19 protein-coding genes are annotated in these 23,916 nt (G+C 39.5%); 7 read left to right on the forward strand and 12 right to left on the reverse strand.

The window, feature by feature from the left end; all coding sequences use genetic code 11:
• Positions 1-9 precede the first annotated feature (9 nt).
• The 4 genes from uhpC to P3L40_RS08430 all read right to left on the reverse strand — a co-directional run bounded on the left by uhpC (position 10) and on the right by P3L40_RS08430 (position 4,785).
• Entirely contained in the window at positions 10-1,335 is a 1,326-nt protein-coding gene (gene uhpC, locus P3L40_RS08415; protein WP_272693274.1) for an MFS transporter family glucose-6-phosphate receptor UhpC, read from the reverse strand.
• Between the two features lie 106 nt (positions 1,336-1,441).
• Positions 1,442-2,968, reverse strand: coding sequence for an MASE1 domain-containing protein (locus P3L40_RS08420; protein WP_110591969.1), 1,527 nt, complete (start codon positions 2,966-2,968; stop codon positions 1,442-1,444).
• Between the two features lie 7 nt (positions 2,969-2,975).
• On the reverse strand, positions 2,976-3,602 hold the full coding sequence (locus P3L40_RS08425; protein WP_096863439.1) for a response regulator transcription factor: 627 nt from the start codon (positions 3,600-3,602) through the stop codon (positions 2,976-2,978).
• A gap of 157 nt (positions 3,603-3,759) precedes the next feature.
• On the reverse strand, positions 3,760-4,785 hold the full coding sequence (locus P3L40_RS08430) for a methyltransferase (protein ID WP_210852318.1): 1,026 nt from the start codon (positions 4,783-4,785) through the stop codon (positions 3,760-3,762).
• Between the two features lie 1,237 nt (positions 4,786-6,022).
• Between P3L40_RS08430 and P3L40_RS08435 the strand changes: the two genes are divergently transcribed.
• From P3L40_RS08435 to glnB, 5 genes are all read left to right on the forward strand, one after another.
• On the forward strand, positions 6,023-7,462 hold the full coding sequence (locus P3L40_RS08435; RefSeq protein ID WP_153673946.1) for a sensor histidine kinase: 1,440 nt from the start codon (positions 6,023-6,025) through the stop codon (positions 7,460-7,462).
• Positions 7,462-8,292: a two-component system QseEF-associated lipoprotein QseG gene (gene qseG, locus P3L40_RS08440; protein WP_136134225.1), complete on the forward strand. Its 831-nt coding sequence runs from the start codon at positions 7,462-7,464 to the stop codon at positions 8,290-8,292. The genes P3L40_RS08435 and qseG overlap by 1 nt, the downstream gene beginning before the upstream one ends.
• Positions 8,289-9,629 carry a two-component system response regulator GlrR gene (glrR, locus tag P3L40_RS08445; protein WP_004264938.1) on the forward strand — a complete coding sequence of 447 codons (1,341 nt, stop codon included), beginning with the start codon at positions 8,289-8,291 and terminating at the stop codon, positions 9,627-9,629. Before qseG ends, glrR begins: the two co-directional genes overlap by 4 nt.
• 88 nt (positions 9,630-9,717) lie before the next feature.
• Complete coding sequence (locus P3L40_RS08450; protein WP_004264936.1) at positions 9,718-11,340, forward strand: NAD+ synthase; 1,623 nt, start codon at positions 9,718-9,720, stop codon at positions 11,338-11,340.
• 12 nt (positions 11,341-11,352) lie between these two features.
• Entirely contained in the window at positions 11,353-11,691 is a 339-nt protein-coding gene (gene glnB / locus P3L40_RS08455; protein ID WP_004912721.1) for a nitrogen regulatory protein P-II, read from the forward strand.
• 187 nt (positions 11,692-11,878) lie between these two features.
• Here the strand turns inward: glnB and hmpA are convergent, their stop codons facing one another.
• Positions 11,879-13,078: an NO-inducible flavohemoprotein gene (hmpA, locus tag P3L40_RS08460; protein WP_210852320.1), complete on the reverse strand. Its 1,200-nt coding sequence runs from the start codon at positions 13,076-13,078 to the stop codon at positions 11,879-11,881.
• A gap of 461 nt (positions 13,079-13,539) precedes the next feature.
• On the opposite strand from hmpA, the gene glyA reads away from it, so the two are divergent.
• Together glyA and P3L40_RS08470 are read left to right on the forward strand one after the other, a co-directional pair.
• Positions 13,540-14,793, forward strand: coding sequence for a serine hydroxymethyltransferase (gene glyA / locus P3L40_RS08465; RefSeq protein WP_140172309.1), 1,254 nt, complete (start codon positions 13,540-13,542; stop codon positions 14,791-14,793).
• Between the two features lie 81 nt (positions 14,794-14,874).
• Complete coding sequence (locus P3L40_RS08470) at positions 14,875-16,026, forward strand: 3-phenylpropionate MFS transporter (protein ID WP_004264932.1); 1,152 nt, start codon at positions 14,875-14,877, stop codon at positions 16,024-16,026.
• Between the two features lie 38 nt (positions 16,027-16,064).
• On the opposite strand, the gene P3L40_RS08475 is transcribed toward P3L40_RS08470, so the two are convergent.
• The 7 genes from P3L40_RS08475 to P3L40_RS08505 form a co-directional block, all read right to left on the reverse strand.
• Positions 16,065-16,769 carry a molecular chaperone gene (locus tag P3L40_RS08475; RefSeq protein WP_136134223.1) on the reverse strand — a complete coding sequence of 235 codons (705 nt, stop codon included), beginning with the start codon at positions 16,767-16,769 and terminating at the stop codon, positions 16,065-16,067.
• A 13-nt stretch (positions 16,770-16,782) separates the two neighbouring features.
• Positions 16,783-17,862 carry a fimbrial protein gene (locus tag P3L40_RS08480; RefSeq protein ID WP_316928034.1) on the reverse strand — a complete coding sequence of 360 codons (1,080 nt, stop codon included), beginning with the start codon at positions 17,860-17,862 and terminating at the stop codon, positions 16,783-16,785.
• Positions 17,863-17,873: 11 nt separating this feature from the next.
• On the reverse strand, positions 17,874-20,378 hold the full coding sequence (locus tag P3L40_RS08485) for a fimbria/pilus outer membrane usher protein (RefSeq protein WP_196724325.1): 2,505 nt from the start codon (positions 20,376-20,378) through the stop codon (positions 17,874-17,876).
• 14 nt (positions 20,379-20,392) lie between these two features.
• Positions 20,393-21,082, reverse strand: a complete 690-nt coding sequence (locus P3L40_RS08490) for a molecular chaperone (RefSeq protein WP_168697636.1) — start codon at positions 21,080-21,082, stop codon at positions 20,393-20,395.
• Between the two features lie 49 nt (positions 21,083-21,131).
• Positions 21,132-21,722, reverse strand: a complete 591-nt coding sequence (locus P3L40_RS08495; RefSeq protein ID WP_036958998.1) for a fimbrial protein — start codon at positions 21,720-21,722, stop codon at positions 21,132-21,134.
• 420 nt (positions 21,723-22,142) lie between these two features.
• Positions 22,143-23,420: a TRAP transporter large permease gene (locus P3L40_RS08500; RefSeq protein WP_004264925.1), complete on the reverse strand. Its 1,278-nt coding sequence runs from the start codon at positions 23,418-23,420 to the stop codon at positions 22,143-22,145.
• The gene (locus P3L40_RS08505) at positions 23,411-23,890 is read right to left on the reverse strand and encodes a TRAP transporter small permease (RefSeq protein WP_004264924.1); all 480 of its coding nucleotides are present in this window, start codon (positions 23,888-23,890) and stop codon (positions 23,411-23,413) included. Before P3L40_RS08505 ends, P3L40_RS08500 begins: the two co-directional genes overlap by 10 nt.
• Between the last annotated feature and the right edge of the window lie 26 nt (positions 23,891-23,916).

The following is a 23,916-nucleotide window of genomic DNA, read 5'->3' on the forward strand; positions in this document are numbered from 1 at the left end:
GTCCTTTATTCAGGTTTTATTATCAGAGGGTGAAACGGTGCCTGCTAAATGCTCTCGCTTGCTGACATTGGCAATCAATAGAGGCATTAGCAGTAATCCCATCAAAGCCGCAGCACTGGCCAGTAAAGAAAACATCCCTGACCAACCATAATGTGCAATGACTTGAGAGAGTGGCCATCCCGCAATTGCCGCCCCTAAATAGGCGTACAATCCAAGATAGCCCGTTACCGCCCCAGCTGCTTTTTTATGACAATATTCTGTTGCAGCTAAGCCGATTAACATTTGCGGTCCAAACACAAAAAATCCGATAGCAAAGAAACATACAGCCAATAAAGCGTAGTGATGAATTGGTGTTAACCATAAGGCGCTAACTGAGACACAAAGCCCCAAAGAAAACAGTAGGATCATTGGCGCTCGTTGGCCGCGAAATAGGATATCAGAGCCCCAGCCAGAGCAGAGAGCACCTAATAATCCTCCCAATTCAAATAACGATAATGTTGCATTTGCACTGAGTAAATTAGTGCCATGTTTTTCTGTTAACCATAAATTCCCCCAATCGTTTATCGCCATACGAATGAGATAAACCAAAATATAGGAGAAACCCAGTAACCAAATCATACGGTTAAAAATAATGGCATCTTTTAAAATCGTTAACATCGGCATGGGAGGGGACAAACGCTCTTGGCGTAACTCCAACACATCTTGTCGCCATTGCCCCACGCTTGGAAGCGGTTCTTCTTGTGGTGTGCCACGTAATTGGCGGCACAGCCATAACCCAATGATGACTCCAATAACGCCAGGGACAATTAATGCCATTTGCCAGCTGTACTGGGTTGCCAATAATGCCGTTAGCAGAGGCAGTAACATTCCCCCTAGGTTGATGGAAATATTCCACAGCCCCCACCAAAATCCACGCTCATTGCGTGAATACCAGTGCGTTAGAATGCGTGCGCAAGGTGGCCAGCCCCAGCCTTGAAAAAAGCCATTTAGTGTCCACACGATTAATAACGCCGGAAACGATAAGCAATAGGCAAAAATAATATTTAGCAGCCCTGTCATCACTAAGCCGACACCCATAAACCAACGGTATCCGGTGATATCGTGGAAAATTCCCGATAAAAACTTAGAAATACCGTAGGTTAAATAAAATGCAGTCGCTATCCAGCCAATATCGCTTTTATCGAGAAACAGCTCGTTTTGCATGACAGGCATCACGAAGTTAAAACTCTTTCGCGTAAGGTAAAAAGTGGCATAACCAATAATCATTGATAGCATTAAGCGGCGACGCCAAAAACGATACGTGTTATCCAGACTCAAGGTGTCTTTACCTGTCATAGGGCGGTTTCTCTTGTTAGGCAAAATGTAATCAAGTTTTTAACAAAAAGGATGAGAGAAGGTATTAGGGGACTAGGAATTATTCCTAGTTTTGCGATGTTTTATCTCAAAATGTGGGCAAGTTAACACTTATTTGTGTTCCGTTTTGTGTGGTCAATGTCCAGTCACCGCCTAAGGCTCGAACTCGCTCCTCAATACCGCGCAAACCAAAGCCACTCGTGCGTTTGCTAAATGGAATGCCAACGCCATTGTCATCAACAACTAGCTGGATCGAGTCACCTATTTGCTTAAGAGATATGTGAATTTGTGTGGCTTTTGCATGTTTACTGATATTGTTAAGTAATTCTTGGACGAGGCGATAAAGTGTAAATAAAACCGTTTCATTGATCGGCGTTTCTTGTAAGCCATAATGAAAGTGACATTGAATATTATTCTGTGGAAAAGAAAATTCAGTAATTAAGTGCTTAAGTGCATTTTCAAGGGACATTTCATCCAATACGGGAGGGCGCAATTGGCGTAATAATTGCCGCGTAGATTGGTGAATTTGCTGAGCTAGTTCATTTATTTGACTTGCTGCTTGGTGGCTGATGTCGTCAGACGCTGTTTTTTTCACTAGCATTGACTGAATTTGGATGGCAGTAATATTTTGCCCAATTTCATCATGCAACTCGCGAGCAATCGCTTTTTTGATATCTTCCTCGGTATGAACGAGTTGTAACATTAAGTCGCGTCGCGCTTTTAGCTCTTGCTCTAAGCGTTGTCGATAGCGCTGTAGGTTACTCGCCAGTTGTTTTTGTCGGCTAATTGCTATCCCAAGCCCGATGCCAATTAAGGCTTGGGAACTGAGAAACATTTCTAGCTCTTCTAAATCAACAAAGGCACCGTGAAATTGCCGTGCAAAAGTAATAATTAAACTGCCTAATAATGCAGAAAGTACGCCGCCCTGCCAACCATAGCGATAAGCCATAAAAACATTAGGAATAAAAACGAGTAGGACAATTAACCGCTCAATTTCGGGGGCAAAAAAGACTTGGGCACTCAACCCAACGACACAGAATAGAAAACACCAAACTATTAAAGAGGTTCGTAATTGTTTATCTGGCGTTCCATAATCAAGGAGCATTTGGTAGTGCTGCTCGTGGAGATACTCATAAATGAGATAAACAAAAGGAGAGAGAAGTATTCCTCCGGTGAATGTTGTTAGGAATAATTGGCTAATGGAATAAGATGATAACCCACTGAATAATAAAGCGTGTAATACACTATTTGCGGCGACACCTGCGAGCAATAATAGTAATCGTTGCCAATATAACGTATAGCGCCACCAAATGTTTTGAATGACGAAGGCAACACCGAGACTCAATAATGGAGATAACAGTAAAACAGGTTGGAAGAGCAGTTGCTCTGATGATAACCAAAAATTTAATATCCCTTCGCTGAGTAGTAGTGTTGGCCAGTAACGTCGCCACAGGATAATCATCAATGCTAGGCGCAAGCCTTGTGGAAGAAATAAAGTTGCTTGAAAACTGTTTTGACTTAAATAAAAGCCGATGATCCACAACCCAATCCATAACAGAGAATAGGTAAAAAATAGAAAGATGGATTGCAGTGTTAAACGTAAGCTTTTATTCATGCCTAAATTACCTTGATATTAGGTTATGTTCTAACGCGTAATGAACAAGGTCGATGGTGTTTTCGCATTGTAATTTGCCTAATATATTTGCACGATGCACATGCACAGTTTTATGGCTTAATTCAAGTTGCTCTGCGATCACTTTTACACTCAAGCCAGCAACTAATAAATCAAACACTTCCCGTTCCCGAGGCGTGAGTTCTTGTAGACTTTGCTGCTGTTGGGGTGAGTGGCGTAACGCTCTCATGGCATCGGCGCATAGGTAGCAGCCTCCTTGGTGCACTGAGCGAACCGCTTGCACTAATTCTTCAGGGCCACAGCGTTTAGTTAAATACGCACTGGCTCCAGCATCTAAAGCACTTTGCACAAAAGCGGGGGTATCATAAATACTCAAGATAATGGTGCGAAAATCCGGCTTTTTTTGGCGCAACCGTGATAAAAGTTGCAGGCCGTTCTCATCTGGCATCGAAATATCCATGATGGCAACATCAATATCTAAATTAAGCAAATTAGGCCAAGCTTCTTGAGCATTAGCATATTGCCCGATAACCGAAATATCAGGTTCAAGTGTTAATAGTTGTGCGAAGCCAGAACGCACAACGATATGGTCATCAACTAACGCGATTTTTATCATATTTTTTATCAATTTGATGAGTAGGGTATTGGCAAATCTTATAGCAAGACGAACAGGGATAAGCTACTAACATAATTTAAAATTCTGATATTCATCAGGTATTTTCTTTAATTATCCTGCTTTAGTGCTTTGATTGTATAAAGCAGGATAGCGGACGTTAAATGGGGTATGCTTCAATAATGGAAATATGACATTGTGTTGAAATAATTTGTTTTAATTGTAAGTTTGCTTGATTTAGCAGTGAATTGAACTCAGTTTCTGTGCGTTCATGGCCTTCATCAAATAAAACCATCTGTACTAAATCCATATTTTTACTGAAGTGGGGGTGATTGTCGTTGGTAACAATATTTTCAATGATTAGTAACTTAGAGTTAGGACTCATCGACTTTCTAATTGTTTTAAGTATCTTTATTGCAACAGTATCTGACCAATTATGAGTAATATACTTGAGTAAATAAATATCAGCTTCAGGGCAGGCTTCAAGAAATGAGCCAGCTTGGATGCTCCAACGGGTGGGGTCATCTAGTTGATTAAGAATATGTTTTTCTAATACTTGGGCTTTATCAAATAATATGCCTTTTAATGTTAAATTTGCTGTCATAACCTCTAAAAGTAACCCACCACAGCCGCCGCCAATGTCTGCAACGAGAGCGTTATCTGGGAAACTATAACTTTCTACGACAAATGCATTTTCTAATTTACTTACAGACGAAATGCCTTCGTGGAAATTATCACTATCAGTAATTCGTTCATCCCAATATTCATAAAAACTCATTCCAAACATGCTGTTAAACAAATGGGGTTCAAACGCGCTGCGGTGTAACTCGCCTGCGGGTAACCAGAACGAAGGGTCAGTAAACATCAATACCGCTTGCCGTAATGAAAACGTATTCTTTTCAGATAAATATTGTGCGGCGGGTGTGAGGTCAAATTTGTTATCAGGGGTTAGCTTAAAAATATCTTTAGTGGCTAATAATCGTAATAATCGAGTGAGTTCTCGGGGATTTGCTCCCGTTTCTTTGGCGAGTTCTTCAGCTGTTTTGGAACCTGATTGTAATGCTTCTGCAATACGCAGTTTCACCGCGGCACGTAGTGCAGCTTGGTATAAATAGCCAATAGATTGCTCTAAAATATGTAAAGCTGGTTGAAGATCCTGCATAGGTAATGAGGGCATTTTATTCATAAATACACCTTAAACGAGAAAGTAACAATAAAATATAATGATTGGTAAAGTATCTCTGCTGTTTTTATTATAGATGGATTTAACCAAAGTCAAATATATCAATTACATATTGTTGTCTTGCTCTCTATCTTAATTAGTGCCTTACGGTAAATCATTAATTATTCTAATTTAATTTATATTAAGTGTATATTTAATGTGTGATTAAACGACAGTGTCTTAAATAAGAGACAAACACACTATAGCCGTGTCTCCAAAAGGCGACATTTATCTTATTGATATTTAAGGTATTTGAAAATGAGCTAATCGGGTGTCATAAATTAGCGACACTTAAGAAAAAACAGTAAGCGGGTACGGTGTATTAAAAAGTAGCTAAAGTGGGATTAAAAATAAATTTTGTTTTTAATCATGTAGATATAAAATTTCTTGAAAAGTTGGCACGGCTTGTGCATAATAATATTCAGTTGCTCATTCAACTTCTTATGTAGGTCCAAAATTAGTTGGGTACATACCACATAAACCAAGAATGACGCCAAAGTAAGGTGCCTACCGTCCAACAGCATAGATATTCGCCTTCGGGCCTTATCAAACACAGGGCGACACGTGGAGTGAGGCACCACCTATATGATTATCTTTAATGTAAAGACATAATCATATAAAAAGCATTATAGAAGTTGTTATCGCTGGCGGGGTGAAGGTCAATACTTCATCTCGCCTTCCTGTTTTATGCCCGTCATACTTCGAACCGCAGCGTTGTTACCTGCGTTCAGCCACTCTAGTCACACACTTTTTATGTTTCATAGAGATATCTTCTCTTGCCGCCCTATGCCCGTCATACTTCGAACCGCAGTGTTGTTACCTGCGTTCAGCTACTCTAGTCACATACTTTTGTATGTTTCATAGAGATATCTTCACTTGGCAGCCTAGCTGCAATCCGAATTATTTAGGGCATAGCTTAGTGTTTTATTTTTAAAGAAAAAACTAAAGAAAAGACGAAAGAATTCATTTAGTAAGACCTATCGATTCTTTTATGCTTTCGTTTATGCGAAAAAGGAACATCCGGAGCGTTGAACATACCTATCTGAAAATTATCATTTTTTACCAATTAACTTGGCACGTTCATTGCTTTTTGATTGTTACACTTAGTCTGATTTTAACGCTATGGGACACAGAATTTGGATTGTGCTTTTCGCATTACAGGGAGTTCTGCTACCATTGCAATACGTTTAATGGGTATGAGATGAATGTATTGAGTAAATGGCGTTTTTTCCCTCGCTCCTTGCGTCAACTAGTTGTGATGGCATTCTGGCTTGTATTACTTCCTTTATTAGTATTAGCCTATCAGGCATATCAAAGCCTAGAGCAACTGAGTAACCAAGCTGCCAATATCAATAAAACCACGTTGCTTGACGCACGGCGTAGTGAAGTGATGAGTAGCCTCGCCTTAGAAATGGAACGGAGCTATCGTCAATATTGTGTTTTGCAAGATGCTACATTGCATACTCAATATCAGAAACAGTTTGCAGACTACCAGCAAATGTTTGAACGTCAGCGAACGATCTTACCTACCTCGTCAGACACTTCTGCATTGACTAAGACTTTGGATGTACTTAAAACGGTTGTGTGTGAAAACAATGAACCGACAGAAAAAATCACACGGGCTTTAGAACAATTTTCTGCCGAAAATGCCTCATTAGTGCAAGAAACTCGTGATGTGATTTTTAGCCGTGGGGAACAGCTGCAAAAAGCGATTGCGAATAAAGGCCAATTATTTGGTTGGCAAAGCTTAATTTTATTCTTATTAAGCGCATTGCTAGTGGCATTATTTACTCGGATGATTATTGGCCCAGTTAAAGCTATCGAACGAATGATTAACCGTCTCGGTACTGGGCGTACAATTGCGAATAATATTGAACGCTTTAAAGGCCCTAGGGAGCTACGGACAATCGCACAGCGGATTATTTGGCTAAGTGAACGACTCGCATGGCTTGAATCACAGCGCCACGAGTTTCTACGCCATATTTCACATGAATTAAAAACACCTCTTGCAAGCATGCGTGAAGGAACAGAATTACTCGCTGATGAGGTGGCAGGGCCATTAACGGTGTCTCAAAAAGAAGTTGTAGAAATTCTTGATCACAGCAGTAAGCATCTTCAGCAACTTATTGAGCAATTACTTGATTATAATCGTAAGCTTGTCGATGACCCGCCAGAAGCACAAATTGTTGATTTACAAAAACTCATTGAAGATATTGTTAAAGCACATAATTTACCGGCACGGGCTAAAAATATTAAAACAGAAGTGCGTTTAAAAGTGGACAGCTGTTTAGCCGAACCCTCACTTTTAGGACGGGTTATTGATAATATCTACTCCAATGCGGTGCACTATGGTGGCGAATCAGGTAATATTTGGATCTCTAGTCGCCAAACAGGTAATAAGCTTCTGATTGAAGTTGCGAATACGGGGACGCCAATTCCTGAGTCTGAGCAAAGTATGATTTTTGAGCCGTTCTATCAAGGTTCACTACAAAGAAAAGGTGCTGTCAAAGGAAGTGGGCTAGGGCTGAGTATTGCGCAAGATTGTATTAAACAAATGGGGGGAGAACTTTCTCTCGTTCCCAACAAATCAGCAGATGTCTGTTTTAGAATTGAACTGCCTCTAACCGCAGAGAATGAATAATGGTAAATCGGTCTACAGGTGTTTGGGCGGTACTTTACCGTAACGCATCGTTAAGTAAATATAACCAAAGAGTACCTTATGTGATGAGACGTACAGGGCTCAATTTTGGGGCGGTTTTATTTTCCCTAATTTTAAGTGGATGTGTAGTAAAAAATGGTCAGTCACCACTCGAAACTCTGGCGCAAGTTGTTGTGCCTGAAGTTAAAGTCACAGACTACCGTTATACATCATGTGAATCTATTTGGAACAATGACCAGCCAACTGCACGGGAAAATGCATTATTTTGGTTACGAATGATGGACTGCGCAGATCGCACGGAAACCAGTCAAGCACGTGAGGATGCAGGTAAAATAGACGTAACAAATTGGTCGAGTGCATTTCAACAAAATATTTTGTTGAATTCTGCTGACCCGTCTATTGCAGAGCGCCGTAAAATGCTTGATAGCATAAATACGTACAGTTTGAATTTTCCCACTGCGGTACGTCCATTATTACAATTATGGCGTGAGCAACAAGTACAAATTATCAATCTGTCAGACGCGGGGGCTCGTTATAAACGCCTACAGCAAGAAATGGATACAAAACTCGACCGTCTAAAGGAAGATAATGCTAAATTGGCTTTTGAACTGAATACGACCTCCCGTAAGCTTGAAAATTTAACGGATATTGAACGCCAGCTTTCTTCTCGTAAGAAAAGCACCAACGAAACCGAAAAAGATGTAGAGAATGGGGTTGAAGGAGATAAGCCTATTTCCTCAGAAGAGCCAAAGCCTGATAGCAGCGCATCTTCTCCAGTAGAGCAAAATTCATCGGAGAATGAACAAAAATGACGAATCGTAAGTCAGCAAATTTATTGCTAGTTGACGATGACCCGAGCCTTCTTAAACTATTAGGTATGCGCTTGAGTAGTGAAGGTTTTAAAGTCACTACAGCAGAAAGCGGCCCTGAAGCACTAAAAATCTTACAAAAAGAAAAATTAGATTTAGTGATTAGCGATTTACGCATGGATGAAATGGATGGTATGGCGCTTTTCGATGAGATACAAAAAGCCCATCCAAACATGCCAGTTATCATACTCACTGCTCATGGTTCTATCCCTGATGCCGTCGCGGCAACACAACGAGGCGTATTTAGTTTTTTAACTAAGCCAGTAGATAAAGACGCATTATATAAAGCAATCGATGAAGCTCTCGCGCTCTCTTCGACACCGATTAGCGATGAGGAGTGGAGCGCTGGTATAGTCACGCGTAGCCCCTTAATGATTCGGCTATTAGAACAAGCGCATATGGTGGCACAATCTGATGTTAGCGTGCTAATTAATGGGCAAAGTGGTACAGGTAAAGAAGTTTTAGCTCAGGCTATTCATAAAGCTAGCCCTAGGGCACGTAAGCCGTTTATTGCCATTAACTGCGGTGCATTACCTGAACAATTATTAGAGTCTGAATTATTTGGTCATGCTAAAGGGGCTTTTACCGGCGCAGTAAGTAACCGCGAAGGGTTATTCTTTGCAGCCAGCGGTGGTACGTTATTTTTAGATGAGATTGGCGATATGCCAATGCCATTGCAGGTTAAATTATTGCGAGTATTGCAAGAACGCAAAGTTCGCCCTTTAGGTAGTAACCGCGATTTAGATATTGACGTGCGAATTCTCTCTGCAACTCACCGGAATTTGCCTAAAGCGATGGAAAAAAATGAGTTTCGTGAGGACCTCTACTATCGCTTAAATGTGGTTAATCTACGTATTCCTGCGTTAAATGAACGTTCTGAAGATATTCCATTATTAGCAAATCATCTATTGCGTGAATCTGCATCACGGCATAAACCTTTCGTGCGTAGTTTTTCCAGTGACGCCATGAAGTGCTTAATAACAGCGAGTTGGCCGGGCAATGTTCGTCAATTAGTTAATGTTATTGAACAATGCGTTGCATTAACAACGTCTCCTGTTATCAGCGAAGCACTCGTTAGCCAAGCGCTTCAAGGTGAAAATACGGCCTTGCCGACATTTGTTGAAGCTCGTAATCAATTTGAATTGAATTATTTACGTAAGTTATTACAAATGACAAAAGGGAATGTCACCCAAGCTGCCCGAATGGCAGGGCGAAACCGCACAGAATTTTACAAATTACTTGGTCGACACGATTTAGAAGCCAATGATTTTAAAGAATAAATAAGAATTATTTACCACATAGTTGTTATCGATTACATTATGTGGAATAAGGCAATTCATATTCACGCTCCGGGAGAAAAAACACCTTATGAGCCGTAAGCTTAATATTTCACTAGCACAACTTAATTGGTTAGTCGGTGACATCGAAGGCAACTGCGATCGCATGTTGCAAGTTGTGAGTGAACAAGCACCAAACACAGATATTGTCATGTTTTCAGAGCTGTCTTTGACAGGGTACCCACCAGAGGATTTAATTTTCCGAGCTGATTTTGAGGACCGCTGTTTAGTACAACTCGACCGTCTGCAAAAAGCCAGCCAAGAAACGGCAATTATTGTTGGTCATCCATGGTATGAAGGGGATGATATCTATAATGCATTGTCTTTTTTCTATCAAGGAAAATTACACGCACGCTATTTTAAACAAGAATTACCAAATTATGGCGTGTTTGATGAGCCTCGTTATTTCACCGCAGATGAAAAAACCTGTGTTGTTGAATTTAAAGGTTATCAGCTCGGCTTATTGATTTGCGAAGATATTTGGTATGACGAACCGGTTGATGCAGTAAAAGGGGCTGGCGCAGAAATATTACTGACAATCAATGCATCTCCTTATGATATTAATAAAGAACATATTCGAACTGATTTATTAGTCGATCATTGTAAACGCACTCATATGCCAATTGTGTATCTCAATCAAGTTGGCGGGCAAGACGAATTGGTGTTTGATGGTGGCTCAAAAATCATTGCAAACAAAGGCAAGCAAACCTTTAAATTGGAAGAATTTAAAGAGCAGGTTATCACAGTGCAATTTGATGAACTTGCATTGGTGAGCGAAGGTAGCGTATTTATTGAGAATGACCCTGTGGCGCAGGTATACCAAGCTTTAGTCATGTCTACTCGCGACTACATCAATAAAAATGGTTTTAATGGGGCTATTTTAGGGCTATCAGGCGGGATTGATTCAGGGTTAACAGTGGCTATTGCCGTTGATGCAATAGGGAAAGAGCACGTGCAAGCGGTCATGATGCCATTCCGCTATACTTCTGAGATGAGCATCCACGACGCTAAAGAACAAGCTGATTTGCTTGGTGTTGAATTCGATATCGTATCTATCGAACCGATGTTTGATGCTTTTATGGCACAGTTAACGCCTATGTTTGAAGGAACCGCGGTTGATACAACTGAGGAAAACTTACAAGCGCGTTGCCGAGCCGTTATTTTAATGGCGATGTCAAATAAACGTCGTCGCTTAGTTTTGACTACCAGTAATAAAAGTGAGTCAGCGGTTGGCTACTCGACATTGTATGGTGATATGGCGGGTGGTTTTGACGTGTTAAAAGATGTGCCTAAAACCCTTGTCTTTGAGTTGGCTAAATACCGTAATACTATCTCTCCAGCAATCCCACAACGTGTGATTGATAGGCCGCCATCAGCAGAACTTGCGCCAGGGCAATTAGATCAAGACAGTTTGCCACCTTATGATGTGTTAGATGCATTATTAGAAGGCTATGTGGAAAAAGACTTGTCAGTTAATGACCTAATCAAACTTGGTTTTGATAAAGACGTGGTACGCAAAGTTGTGCGCCTTGTTGATATTAATGAATATAAACGTCGTCAGGCGCCTGTTGGGCCACGTATTACGATGCGTAATTTTGGCAAAGACCGCCGTTATCCGATCACCTCAGGTTTTGGCCGTAAAAACTGGTCATAACAGGAATTATTTATGAAAAAAATTGATGCAATTATAAAGCCATTCAAACTTGATGATGTTCGTGAAGCGCTTGCAGAAGTGGGCATTACTGGAATGACAGTGACTGAAGTGAAAGGTTTTGGACGTCAAAAAGGGCATACTGAACTTTACCGTGGCGCAGAGTATATGGTTGATTTTTTACCTAAGGTAAAAATTGAAATTGTAGTACCTGATGACATCGTTGAAAACTGCGTCGAAACCATTATGCAAACTGCGCAAACTGGCAAAATTGGTGATGGAAAGATCTTTGTTTATGATGTCGCTCGAGTGATCCGTATTCGAACCGGTGAGCAAGACGAAGAAGCAATTTAATAAATTAAGTTTGTATGAAAATGCGGTAACGGAAAATACACAGGAATGGGATTAAAATTGTGTATTTATTATGCGAGCCCGTTACCGCTAAATTAGAAAACTACGAACATTTAACTAGTTAACCCATTTTCTTCAGTTAATATGTTTCATAGAATGCTCTTCTAAACAGAAGAGCATTTTTTGTGAATTAATTGAGGGGTAATACCTTGTGTGGTCCAAAACATTCATAGTGAATAGCACTGGTATCGACACCCATTGCAATTAGCTGCTTACCTACGTGCTGCATAAACCCAACAGGGCCACAGAAATAGAATTGCATATTCGGTTGCTCAATCCATTCACGTACCAATTCTAAATTCATTAAACCTTCATATTGGTAATCAAACCCGAGACGATCTTCCTCTCTTGGTTGATTAAACCAAATCGCGGATTGGCTGGTTTGCTGTTTTGCTAATAGTTGTTGAATTTCGTGCCTAAAGGCATGAACAGCACCATTTTCAGCGGCATGGAACCAATTAACTTGTGCGTTGTGACCTTGTTCTGTTAGATGATTTAACATGCTCAGCATTGGAGTTAAACCAACGCCTGCAGAGATCAAGGTAACAGGTGTCTGACCATCAACATCAATAAAGAAATCACCACATGGAGGTGCGAGCAGTACACTATCACCTTCATTTAATTGTTGATGTAAGAAATTAGAAATGGAGCCTTGTTCTTCACGTTTTACCGCAATACGGTAGCTACGGCCATTAGGTGCAGTGGTCAGAGAGTATTGGCGGATTTCTTGGTTTTCAAATCCCTGGTTGTTGACATAAATAGTGATATATTGGCCTGGGCGGTAATCAGCGACAGGTTGCCCATCGACAGGAACAAATTCAAAACTTGTAATCACATCACTTTGTGGTTGTTTTTGCGCTAATTTAAACTCACGTAAGCCTTCCCAACCCCCATTTTTATCCGCATTTTCTTGGTAAATTGCAGCTTCTCTACCAATAAAAATATCGGCTAAAACACCGTAAGCTCTTCCCCATGCATCAAGAACCTCTTGGCCTGGGTTGAGGAGTTCATCAATAGCCGCGAGTAAGTTTTCCCCGACGATTGGATAGTGCTCAGGTTTAATATTTAAGCTTACATGTTTTTGGGCGATTTTTTCGACAGCTGAAATAAGAGCCTCAGGAGTTTCAATATGCACAGCATATGCGCAGATAGCGTTGAAAAGGGCTTCTCGTTGGTCCCCATTCACTTGGTGAGTCATGTTAAAAATATCTTTTAATTCAGGATGCTGTTTAAACATCCGATCATAAAAATGCGCGGTCAGTTTTGGCCCTGTTTCAGCAATGGCAGGAATGGTTGATTTAACAATGGCAATGGTTTGGCTATCTAGCATACAGGTGCTCCTGAATTATTTTCATGTTCTCATTATAGTTATGGCAAAAGGCAAATTTTTGCGATCTAAAAATATTCCTTTGTAGATTAGTTAGATAAATTTATTTCATCTCAGCTAATCCCTATTTTTTGCGAACGATGAAGGTGATTTATAAAGATGTATTTTAAATACAACTTATAATATTTACGTGTTTATGTAAAGACTCAAATCGGAAAAATAGGGTGGATTTAGGCACATAATGAGAAGGGAATAGCAAATCTGGATGTTTGTCCGTTAAAAATTAAAATTTGAGCTATTTTATAATGAAGCCTTCAGAAGCAAATGAAGTGAAAAAAATTAATGCAATCGTTTGCGTATATTTTTTCTTTAGGGCTATCTCAAGAGAGAAAAAGAGTTTACACTGTGTGTCATTGCGATGAATCGATTTTCAACCTATTGAATTGCTGAGGCAGGAGAAGCGAATGTTAAAGCGTGAAATGAATATTGCTGACTACGATCCGAAATTATGGGAAGCAATGGAGCAAGAAGTACAACGTCAAGAAGAACACATTGAATTAATTGCTTCTGAAAACTATACCAGTCCACGAGTCATGCAGGCTCAAGGTTCTCAGCTAACCAATAAATATGCAGAAGGCTACCCAGGCAAACGCTACTATGGCGGTTGTGAGTATGTTGACGTGGTAGAGCAATTAGCGATTGACCGTGCGAAAGAACTATTTGGTGCTGACTATGCGAACGTGCAGCCGCACTCAGGTTCACAAGCTAACGCTGCAGTTTACATGGCGTTATTACAGCCTGGTGATACCGTTCTGGGAATGAACCTAGCACATGGTGGTCACTTAACTCACGGTTCACCAGTTAACTTCTCAGGTAAACTGTACAACATCGTGCCTTACGGTATTGATGAAAGCGGTAAAATTGACTACGACGATATCAAAGCGCAAGCGGAAAAACACAAACCAAAAATGATTATCGGTGGTTTCTCTGCGTACTCAGGTGTCGTTGATTGGGCAAAAATGCGTGAAATCGCAGATGGTATCGGCGCTTACCTGTTTGTTGATATGGCTCACGTTGCAGGTTTGATTGCTGCGGGTGTTTATCCAAACCCAGTTCCTCATGCACACGTTGTGACAACAACAACGCATAAAACTTTAGCGGGTCCACGTGGTGGGTTAATTTTAGCTAAAGGTGGTGACGAAGAGTTGTACAAAAAAATCAACTCAGCGGTATTCCCTGGATCTCAAGGTGGCCCTTTAATGCATGTTATTGCAGGTAAAGCGGTTGCTCTGAAAGAAGCGATGGAACCTGAATTCAAAGTTTATCAACAGCAAGTTGCTAAGAATGCGAAGGCAATGGTCGATGTTTTCCAAAAACGTGGCTACAAAGTGGTATCTGGCGGAACTGAAAACCACTTATTCTTAGTTGATTTGGTTGATAAAGACATTACAGGTAAAGATGCAGATGCTGCACTTGGCCGTGCGAATATCACTGTTAACAAAAACAGTGTACCGAACGACCCTAAGAGCCCATTTGTAACGTCTGGTGTACGTATTGGTTCTCCTGCGATTACGCGTCGTGGCTTCAAAGAAGCAGAAGCGGGTGAGCTAGCTAGCTGGATGTGTGATATTCTAGACAACCTCAATGACGAAGCGACCATTGAGAGCGTGAAGCAAAAAGTATTAGCAATTTGCAAAAAATACCCAGTTTACGCATAACATAACGTATTATTAATTACTGAAACCCGCTTCTACATGTATGTATGAGCGGGTTTTTTGCATTGAAAAAACGGAGGAGTGATGGTCATTCCATCAACGCGTTGGCTAGCTATTGATTATTTTACCTACTTTTTTGCCTACAGTATTTTCTTGCCATTTTGGTCAGTTTGGTTACAAGGTGAGGGAATTGATGCAGAAATGATTGGTGTTTTGTTAGGGGTAGGGCTAGCAGCCCGTTTCCTTGGTGCGATGTTTATTACTCCTTTAGTTAAAGAGCCCTCGAAACTTATTACTGCTCTACGCTTACTCGCAGGGCTTTCACTTATTTTTTCTGTCGGTTTTGCTCTGGGTTCTCACTGGGCATGGCTGTTGTTTGTAATGATTGGGTTTAACTTATTTTTTGCACCAATGGTTCCACTGGGTGATTCACTGGCGGGGACATGGCAAAAACAATTTACCTTTGACTACGGCAAAATTCGCGTTTGGGGTTCGATAGCTTTTATTATTGGTTCCTCACTGATGGGGTATTTAGCCGGTGTTTGGGGAAATAAAGCCATCATGGTGGCCTTGATAGTAAGCTGTTTAGCATTATTACTAGGCGCAATGCTGAAACCAGCAATTATGCCAATGGGGGCAGCGAAAGCGGATGGTGGTAATAAGGTTACGTTTAAACAATTGATTGCGGATAAAAACGTCGTTAGGTTTCTTATCTGTGTTACGTTACTGCAAGGGGCTCATGCGGCTTATTATGGTTTTGCTTCCCTATTTTGGAAAGAAGCCGGCTATTCAGATTTAGTTATCGGTAATTTATGGTCGCTCGGTGTGGTTGCTGAAGTCATTGTATTTATGTTAAGCCACCGTTTATTTAGGCGTTGGAGCGCTCGAAATTTACTGTTGTTATCTGCCTTCTGTGGAATTATTCGTTGGGGCTTGATGGGAGCGTTTACTGCATTACCGGTATTAATCGTGGTACAAATTCTTCACAGTGGTACTTTTACAATTTGCCACCTAGCCGCAATGCGCTTTATTAGTGCAAGAAAAGAAAATGAAATTATCCCATTACAAGGTGTTTACTCCGCACTCGCAACTGGCGGCGGGTTAGCCGTACTGACTATTATTGTCGGATACATTTATGAGCGAGTGCCTGCTCATCATGGTGTGGTATTTTACTTAATGGCTCTTCTCGCTATCCCTGCCGTTTTTATCCGCCCTAAAGTGGTGGCTCAATCTTAATATTCACCTGCCAAGTTATAGAAGCGGTTAAGCCTATTTTATAGCTTGGTTTGGTATTGAATTTGTTTTCCAGTATCGTCAATATAAATCATTGTTATATTTTCTCCGTGATTAATATCAGCGGTTGAAAAGTAAGTTTGTGATGAAAATGGCTCTACCATCGCGCTTTTTGCAATAGAACGACTTTTATTATTAGCTAGATAGATATTGGCAATATTTAAAAAATAAGGGGTCGGGTTGTTGACGACAATACCGTCTTTAGCTAAATGAAATTGGATGTTTTTGATGACATTGTTTGGCTTTTCTGTGAGGTTTGTAGGGCGATAAAAAACTTTAATTCGTGTTTGAATGGCAAACTGTAGCATATTGGCACTATTTATTTGCTTTGGCTTTGGCGCAATATCTAATACATTTAAATAAAATACAGACTCTTTATTCGTAGGGAGTTTGTCACCAATAAAACGTATTTGTAATTGAACTCCGTCATTTGCTGCGATTTTAGTGACGGGGGGCGTTACAATAAATGGTGCGTTCGTCGTTTCTGGTGTCGAGTCCGGATTACCTTCATCCACCCAGCTTTGAGTTAATGTGGCTTGTTCACTGTAATTAGTAAGTTGAATTCTGACGGATTTTTTATCACTAGGGAAAATAATTCGTGTTCCTTGCAAAACAAGACTTGCACTTGTTTGGAAGCTAAAAAATAGTAATGTAGCGAACCCTGTAATTTTAATGAATTCCACCATGGTATTTTCCTTGTTAATTATATGACATCACAACTGTTGCCGTACTTGAGACTTGCCCTTGAGTGACACTATTGGTGTTGTATGCATAGTAATAAGCACCTAAATTTACTGAAAAAGAAGGGGAGATTGGATTTCCCTTGAGGACAGTAAAAATATTTGTCGCTCCATTTTTAGCTGCCACGCTATCTGAAAGCACTAACGGTGTATTGAGATTACTTGCGCTAACTAATCGGAAGCCAACGCCTTTAGCGCCTTGGCTAATGGTATTATTCAATGTTGCTTTATCATTTGAGAGCAAATTGCTACTGGATAAAAAAATAGATACATCACGAGAAGCATTACCGCCTGCTAAAAAGTCTTGGCAAGTAAAATTAAGTGTGAATGGCGTGTAGCCCGCTCTGGTTGCAGTTTTCACTGCATTGATGCTTACTGGGGGTAGCGAAACGACTAAACCTTGGTTAACAAAATTACAGGTAGTGAGGATTGGATTATAAGTTAAGGTAATTGGTTGTAAGTAGATATCATCAGCACTGGTTGGCCATTGCAGCGTTAACAGAAAAGTGACTAATTTAGATACAATATCTAATAGCCACTGTAAAATTCCCAAGCTGGAAGCATCAGAGGCGAGTACGATAGGGGTAACTGTGGCGGTGCTTCCTGATACTTCGACATAGTTGGTTCCGGGTTTAGTCGCAAGCAAATTAAATTGAACGGTAAAATTTGTATCGAGTTCACTACCTTGATGTACACCTTCCGTAAGGCCGATAACCCTATCTTTTTCTAATGCAGTGACTGTAATTGAGACAAACTGCTTTCCGCCATTAAAACCAATAGTGGCGGTTCTACCTTGGAAAGGAGATGCGATACCAATAGAGTTAGGAAAAAGTAGCCCTCTTGCAGTACAGGTAAAAGTTCCAGGGTAGATGGTTCTACTATTTTTACTAACTTGAGTCGATGTACTGGTGAGCTCTGTCGATAAATCAAAAGTAAGAGCGGGAGCCGTCACGGTAGAAGTTTGTCTACAATGTGCTGAGGAAAACTGGCTGTAAGCCAATATACTGGAAAACATCAGTGCTAAAGTGATTTTTTTCATCATATTTTCCTTTATCGACAGAGGTTTTTGTTCTTATCCATCGTGTTGAGTAGCGGCTCAATAACACATGTCTGTTTCCCTTTAAGCTTTATGTGTAATGCCATCGGTAATTGCTCACTTTTGATATACATCACGCCAGATTGGCCGACATAACCAATACTCTGTTGTTTAGCATCTGTGATTTCTGTTCCAAAAGGTAAGCTATCGCCATTAGCAAGAGCGCCACGGATGATATAAGTTTGTCGAGTATCGGTCTCGAGTTTGATGTAATTTACCGCCCCTTGATATGGACTTACATTTGCCATATTACCGAGCACCTCAGCGCCTGCGGTTTTCTCTGTATCTGTCAAGGTATAGGTATTGGTTCTATAGGGTGTGGAGTTAGCGACTAAAACAACACCTTGTTGATTAGTTAAGGTGGTTTTATCGGCATTGACCATCATGTCACTGGCCATTGGAGCATCAATGATGGTGTAGGTCTGTCCTGTTTCCCCTGAAAAAACAATATGTCCAGGAATAGCAACCAGAGTTCCTTTGGCGCCTAAACCCGTTTGGCGGTAATTATTGGCCTCTGTGTAAGATCCTGAAAGCGTGCTAGAGGGAAGCTGATAGCTGACGTTCCCACCAACTAAGTTATTACCACCGCTTTGGTTCGTTGCAGTTAGCGTATAATTGACTTGGTCATTTTTACCTGCAATACCACTGACACTCAGCGTAGTTTGTTGATAACGAGAGTCGGTGAAATAGCTTCCCATACTAATATTGGCGCGTTTTTCAAATAAAGAAAAAGGAACACTAAAGTTGGCATAAATACGAGTTTCTTCTTCGCTGTCGTAATTGCGAACACGTGAAACAGACACACTATAGGAAATATCGTTATAATTGTTTGCATAACCGGCTTGATATTCACGGCTATTACCGTTTGCATTCCAATAATCACGGTGTGTACCCGATATGAATACCGAACCATAACCATCAGCTAATTGTTGGTTTAAATTCAACGTAAATGTGTTTTTAGCACGTGAACCACGTAAAGCGTCATAATTAGTGAGTGAAAGCTCAGGTGGAATATTATTGCCGAGTTTTTCTGATAACTGGTCTTGATAAGCTTTCCAAGCGCGATAATTATCTTGGGAATAAATGGCATCAATAAAGCTATAGTAACCACTAGTGGAATAACGATATGACGCCAAGGTTAAATTGGTCGATGTTGCATTAATATATTTGTTATAAGTCAGGCGGTAGCTTTGCCCACTGTGATTTCCGGAATCCAATTTAGTATTTGCTTGCGTAATGTCAGCTGAAATGGCCCCAAAACTAAAATTCCAACCACTCCCTATAACGCCAGAATAGTATTTTTCGCTAAATAGCATTCCTGCATAAAGTGTCACTAAATTATTTAATCCATAGTGAAACTCACCTTGAGTAAATTTGGGTTGATAATGGGTATTGTCGATTTTAGTTTGCCCAGCAATAAGGCTGTAATTATAAACGCCCTGTTTGAGCATGTCAGGTACAGCAGAATAGGGCACAGTAAAGGTTTCTTGCCTTCCATCAGCTTCTTGGACAACGACGAATAAGTCACCTCCACCAGCACTAGGCTGCAGGTCATTAAATGCAAACTCACCAGGGGGAACGCTTTCTTGATAAACCAGATTATTATTTTGGTACACGCTGACTAAGGCATTTGTTTGAGCGACACCGCGTATAATAGGTACAAAATTTTGACTTGAATTTGGCAACATACTAGCTTCTGTTGCCAATGCAATCCCTCGAACTCGAATACTATTAAATAGGGCTGCGGGTGTATAAAAATCACCTAATTTCAACCCGGATTTGATTGTACTTAGAGGACGATAAACATAACGGGTATTGTTTTTCCATTTTTGGCTACTATGAGAGCTATGTCGATAGCTGGATTCATCTCTAAATTGCCAAGCGCCTAAATTAACGCCTGAATTTAAGGTAGCAAAAAAATTGTCACTGCTAGTTTTAGAGTTTTTTTTCTCTTTGTAACTATAATAATTTGTATTATAAGAAAAAATAATTGCAGGTTCGCCATAATTCCAGAGACTGGGGTCAACATAGTTAGCTTCGAGTTGTTTCAGAGCGATTTGAGGGACGGTAATATCGAGTCGTAGGTCGTTGATATTGAATTTATATTTTATATTGGCCACTAAATCATCAATAGGAATAAATGACTGTTGTTTGGTTTGTTCAATCACCTCAGAAGATAAATTCAGGTTTAATTTCTGCACATCATCAGCAGCAAGGCTAATCAGTTTACCATCATTATTGATATCAATTTCAAATTGGCCTTTCCAATTATTATTTACATAAAGGTCGGCTAATTGTTTACCTGATGGAATTTTACTGTCGGTATAGAATCGTGAAATATCTCCTTGTGCAGATTTGCCTACCAATAGGGAAGTCTCAAACTCGTCCGCTATTGAGTTCTTTTGATAACTTTGTAGTCCTATTAAGATTAGGAGGTAGAGATAGTTTTCTTTTTTCACGATGATTTCTTCTATTAAAGTTTAATGTTTTTAGATTTGAAAACACCATAGTCATCCACATACATTAAAATAAGATCGTGGCTTTTCATTGTTCCTTTAATAGGTAATTCTTTTTCAGACATAGGGGCAATCATCGCAGAATCAATTAATGAATTATTTTTATCGTCCGATGGTGTGATAGCTGCAATAGTTAAATGGTATTGCGAGTTATTTTTAACTAATATGTTATTATTTTTAATCTGGTAGCTCGCATGATTAATGACTTCATCGGAGGATTCGGTTAGACCAATAGGACGATAAAAAATTTTAATTCGTGAGCGTGTGGCTAGCTGAATTGCATTTTTGCCTTTAGCAGATTCTGGAGTTTTAGGAATATCTAAAACATTTAAGAAAAATACACTTTCAACATTGTCAGAAAGTTTTCCGGGTATTTTTTTTATTTTTAATTGCTGACCTTGTAAACCTTCAATTTTAACAATAGGAGGGGACAAATAAAAAGGCGCTTCAGAATTCTCAGGTGTGGAATTTTCATCACCGTTATCAATCCATGACTGAACAAGAGACGATGTTTTGCTATTATTGGTTAATTGTACAGTAATACTATCAGCATCAGCAGGATATATAATTCGAGTGCCTGTAATAATAACATTAGAAAATGTTGAGCTCGAAAATAAAATAGTGAGTAATAAAACTAGAGTTTTCATAATAGTATCCATTTAAAGCCAGGCTAATAAAAGCCTGGCTAAGTCATAATTATAAATAGGAAACTGTATATATTACATTTGATTGCAAAAGACCGACTTTGGCGGCAGTTGCATTAGTTTTATAATAACTGGCTATTAAATTGAGTGTAGCTCCTGTCGCGCCACCAGTGTCAGCCCCTGTAAGGTTAGTATCAAAGGCCACATTGAGTGGAATTGCGGTTGTTGGAGTGCTGGTTTTAGATAAACTAAATCCAACATTTTTAGCAACGGAAGCATCATTTTCATTGACGGAAGTATTCACTAAATACAAACCGGAAGGGGAAATATTACTTGATGAATAAAAGTGTAATTTCAGATTACTTACAGGAGTGCTCGCAGGTGCGCAATCAGAGAAAGTTAAAGAAAATTGTTTTTGATTTTTAGAAATAACCGTCGCGGCAGTGGTCCCTGCATCTGTTACGGTTATTGGGTCAAGAACAACAGTCATATCGGCACTATTTCCGCCATTAATTGTACAAGTTGTATCGCTTATTGCTCCAGAAATTGAAATAATTCCTCCAGCACTGTTAGTTATTGCAAGTGCTGAACCTGATATAACAGATAACGAAAGTAAAGACAGAGGTAGTATATATCTAGACATAATTAACCCCATAAGGTCAAAGTAAAATAAAGTGATATAACTTTGATTAACAGCTGAATGTAAATTAGCTGTGTTATTTTATGCTAGATATAAAGTATATTTTTTTCAAATTAAAAATTAAAAAAAATATTTAATGAGATTAATGTCTTTTTTATATATATGAATTTAATGTGATATTATTTTTCTAATTATGTCAGTGTGACTCGTAATAAGTGTAATTTTTTGATGATCAGTAGTTTATCTTTTTGAGTATTTATTGTTGTGCATGTTATTGTGACAAGGATAAAGATCAATTAACTTAACAATAAACAAAAGTAATATTAATTTGTGAAATTAAATAAAATTTAATTTATAAAAAATTAATTGATAATAAAATGGCAAGTCATAGTTAATGACTTGCCATTGAGATATAATTTTATCTTATAAGCTAGGTAGGAAAGTCGTAAATACAGGCATAAAAGTGACTAAGAGTAATACGATAATTAATGCAAAGAACAGTGGCATGACCTCACGAATAAAGTCTGAAATACGTACACCAGTAATCGATGTGGCAACAAACATTACCGTTCCCATAGGGGGTGTTAAACATCCGATAGCTAAATTAAGGATCATGACAATGCCAAAATGGATAGGGTCAATTCCTAAAAGTTTTACTGTAGGCATTAATAATGGAACAAGGACAATAATTGCTGCATTACCTTCAATAAACATACCTAGAATTAAAAGCACCGCATTGACAATCATTAAGAAGACATATGGATTATCAGAGAAACTGGTCATCATTTTGGCAACATCTTGTGCCACTTGCTCGTTCGTCAATACCCATGCTAACGCAGAACAAGTCATAATAATGAGCATGATGCTTGCTGTTGAACGAGCTGTTTCTAAAAATGAGGCCGCAATGTCTTTTAACTTCATTTCACGATAAAAAAAGGTACCAATTACAATAACGTAAAGTACAGCAATAGCACCAGCTTCTGTCGGTGTAAAAATACCAAAGCGAATTCCGCCAATAATAACGAGGACTAAGAGGAAAGCTGACATTGCTCCTTTACCTGTTTGGTAAACTTCAGCAAATGTAGGCGCTTTGTCTCTAGCAGGTTTGTATCCACGTTTTTTGGCAATAAGATAAATTGTAACCATTAAAGCAACGCAGCACATTAAACCAGGAATGATCGCAGCCATAAACATCTTACCAATAGAGACATCGGCAACAAATCCATAGATGATTAATGCAATACCCGGTGGAATTATAGGTGTTATTAATGATCCTGCAGCAGTGACAGCGGCAGAGAAGCTTTTCCCATAACCTAATTTGGTCATTTCGGGTACTAACATTTTAGATAACATGGCACAGTCAGCAAGGTTAGATGCAGAGAGCCCACCCATCATTGTACTTAATAATACGTTAGATTGGGCAAGTCCCCCTGGGTAGTGCCCAGACAGTGTGCCAGTAAATTTTAACATTCGGCTAGTGATACCCGTGTAATTCAAAAGGTTACCTAACAGAATGAAAAAAGGAATAGCAAGTAACGTGACATTTTCTCCTGCACCAATAATGCGCTGTACTGCAATAAGAGGAGATATATCACCAGCAGAAAAGAAATAAGTGAGTAATGCAATTAGCACACTTAAAAAAATGGGAACATTAATTAAAAAGCAGAATATTAATACAATACAGGCGATAATTACTGACATGGTTTATCTCCTTTTATTAATTTACTCATGTCTTCCAGTAAATGTTGGATAGAAAATAACACCATGATGGATGCGCCAATGGGAACAGAAAGGTCGATATAGTAATAAGAAACACCAATAATTGGTGTTATTTTATCTTCTGCGATAATCGAGAGTTCATATCCAAGATACCCAAAAATTGATAAAGCAATAATGGCCATAATATGCGTAATGACCGCGATAGCTAATTGTACTTTTTCAGGAAATAAAGAGGTAATAGCATCAATACTGACGTGCATTCTTTTACCCGCAGCGGATGCTGCTCCAATCATAACCAACCATATGTAGCAAATAATTAAAACTTCCTCACTCCACATTAAAGGGTCATTAAGAAGCCAACGCATGAATACAGCAAGAATGGTAATAATGACGATAGCGGCAACGGCAAGCGATGCCACTATATCACTTAATTTCCCCAGAAATTTAAACATAAAAGATCCTTGCGAGAATAATAGTC

This window comes from Providencia sp. PROV040 (genome assembly GCF_032706145.1).
GTDB classification, from domain to species: Bacteria; Pseudomonadota; Gammaproteobacteria; order Enterobacterales; family Enterobacteriaceae; genus Providencia; species Providencia hangzhouensis.

Excerpts from the sequence above, each read along its gene's own strand:
- P3L40_RS08430 (WP_210852318.1), bottom strand. The coding sequence starts at position 4,785 with ATGAATAAAATGCCCTCATTACCTATGCAGGATCTTCAACCAGCTTTA.
- hmpA (WP_210852320.1), bottom strand. The coding sequence starts at position 13,078 with ATGCTAGATAGCCAAACCATTGCCATTGTTAAATCAACCATTCCTGCC.
- P3L40_RS08500 (WP_004264925.1), bottom strand. The coding sequence starts at position 23,420 with ATGTCAGTAATTATCGCCTGTATTGTATTAATATTCTGCTTTTTAATT.
- P3L40_RS08475 (WP_136134223.1), bottom strand. The coding sequence starts at position 16,769 with ATGGTGGAATTCATTAAAATTACAGGGTTCGCTACATTACTATTTTTT.
- P3L40_RS08470 (WP_004264932.1), top strand. The coding sequence starts at position 14,875 with ATGGTCATTCCATCAACGCGTTGGCTAGCTATTGATTATTTTACCTAC.
- P3L40_RS08495 (WP_036958998.1), bottom strand. The coding sequence starts at position 21,722 with ATGTCTAGATATATACTACCTCTGTCTTTACTTTCGTTATCTGTTATA.
- P3L40_RS08490 (WP_168697636.1), bottom strand. The coding sequence starts at position 21,082 with ATGAAAACTCTAGTTTTATTACTCACTATTTTATTTTCGAGCTCAACA.
- glyA (WP_140172309.1), top strand. The coding sequence starts at position 13,540 with ATGTTAAAGCGTGAAATGAATATTGCTGACTACGATCCGAAATTATGG.
- P3L40_RS08450 (WP_004264936.1), top strand. The coding sequence starts at position 9,718 with ATGAGCCGTAAGCTTAATATTTCACTAGCACAACTTAATTGGTTAGTC.
- P3L40_RS08420 (WP_110591969.1), bottom strand. The coding sequence starts at position 2,968 with ATGAATAAAAGCTTACGTTTAACACTGCAATCCATCTTTCTATTTTTT.
- P3L40_RS08480 (WP_316928034.1), bottom strand. The coding sequence starts at position 17,862 with ATGAAAAAAATCACTTTAGCACTGATGTTTTCCAGTATATTGGCTTAC.
- glnB (WP_004912721.1), top strand. The coding sequence starts at position 11,353 with ATGAAAAAAATTGATGCAATTATAAAGCCATTCAAACTTGATGATGTT.
- qseG (WP_136134225.1), top strand. The coding sequence starts at position 7,462 with ATGGTAAATCGGTCTACAGGTGTTTGGGCGGTACTTTACCGTAACGCA.
- P3L40_RS08435 (WP_153673946.1), top strand. The coding sequence starts at position 6,023 with ATGAATGTATTGAGTAAATGGCGTTTTTTCCCTCGCTCCTTGCGTCAA.
- P3L40_RS08505 (WP_004264924.1), bottom strand. The coding sequence starts at position 23,890 with ATGTTTAAATTTCTGGGGAAATTAAGTGATATAGTGGCATCGCTTGCC.
- glrR (WP_004264938.1), top strand. The coding sequence starts at position 8,289 with ATGACGAATCGTAAGTCAGCAAATTTATTGCTAGTTGACGATGACCCG.
- P3L40_RS08425 (WP_096863439.1), bottom strand. The coding sequence starts at position 3,602 with ATGATAAAAATCGCGTTAGTTGATGACCATATCGTTGTGCGTTCTGGC.
- uhpC (WP_272693274.1), bottom strand. The coding sequence starts at position 1,335 with ATGACAGGTAAAGACACCTTGAGTCTGGATAACACGTATCGTTTTTGG.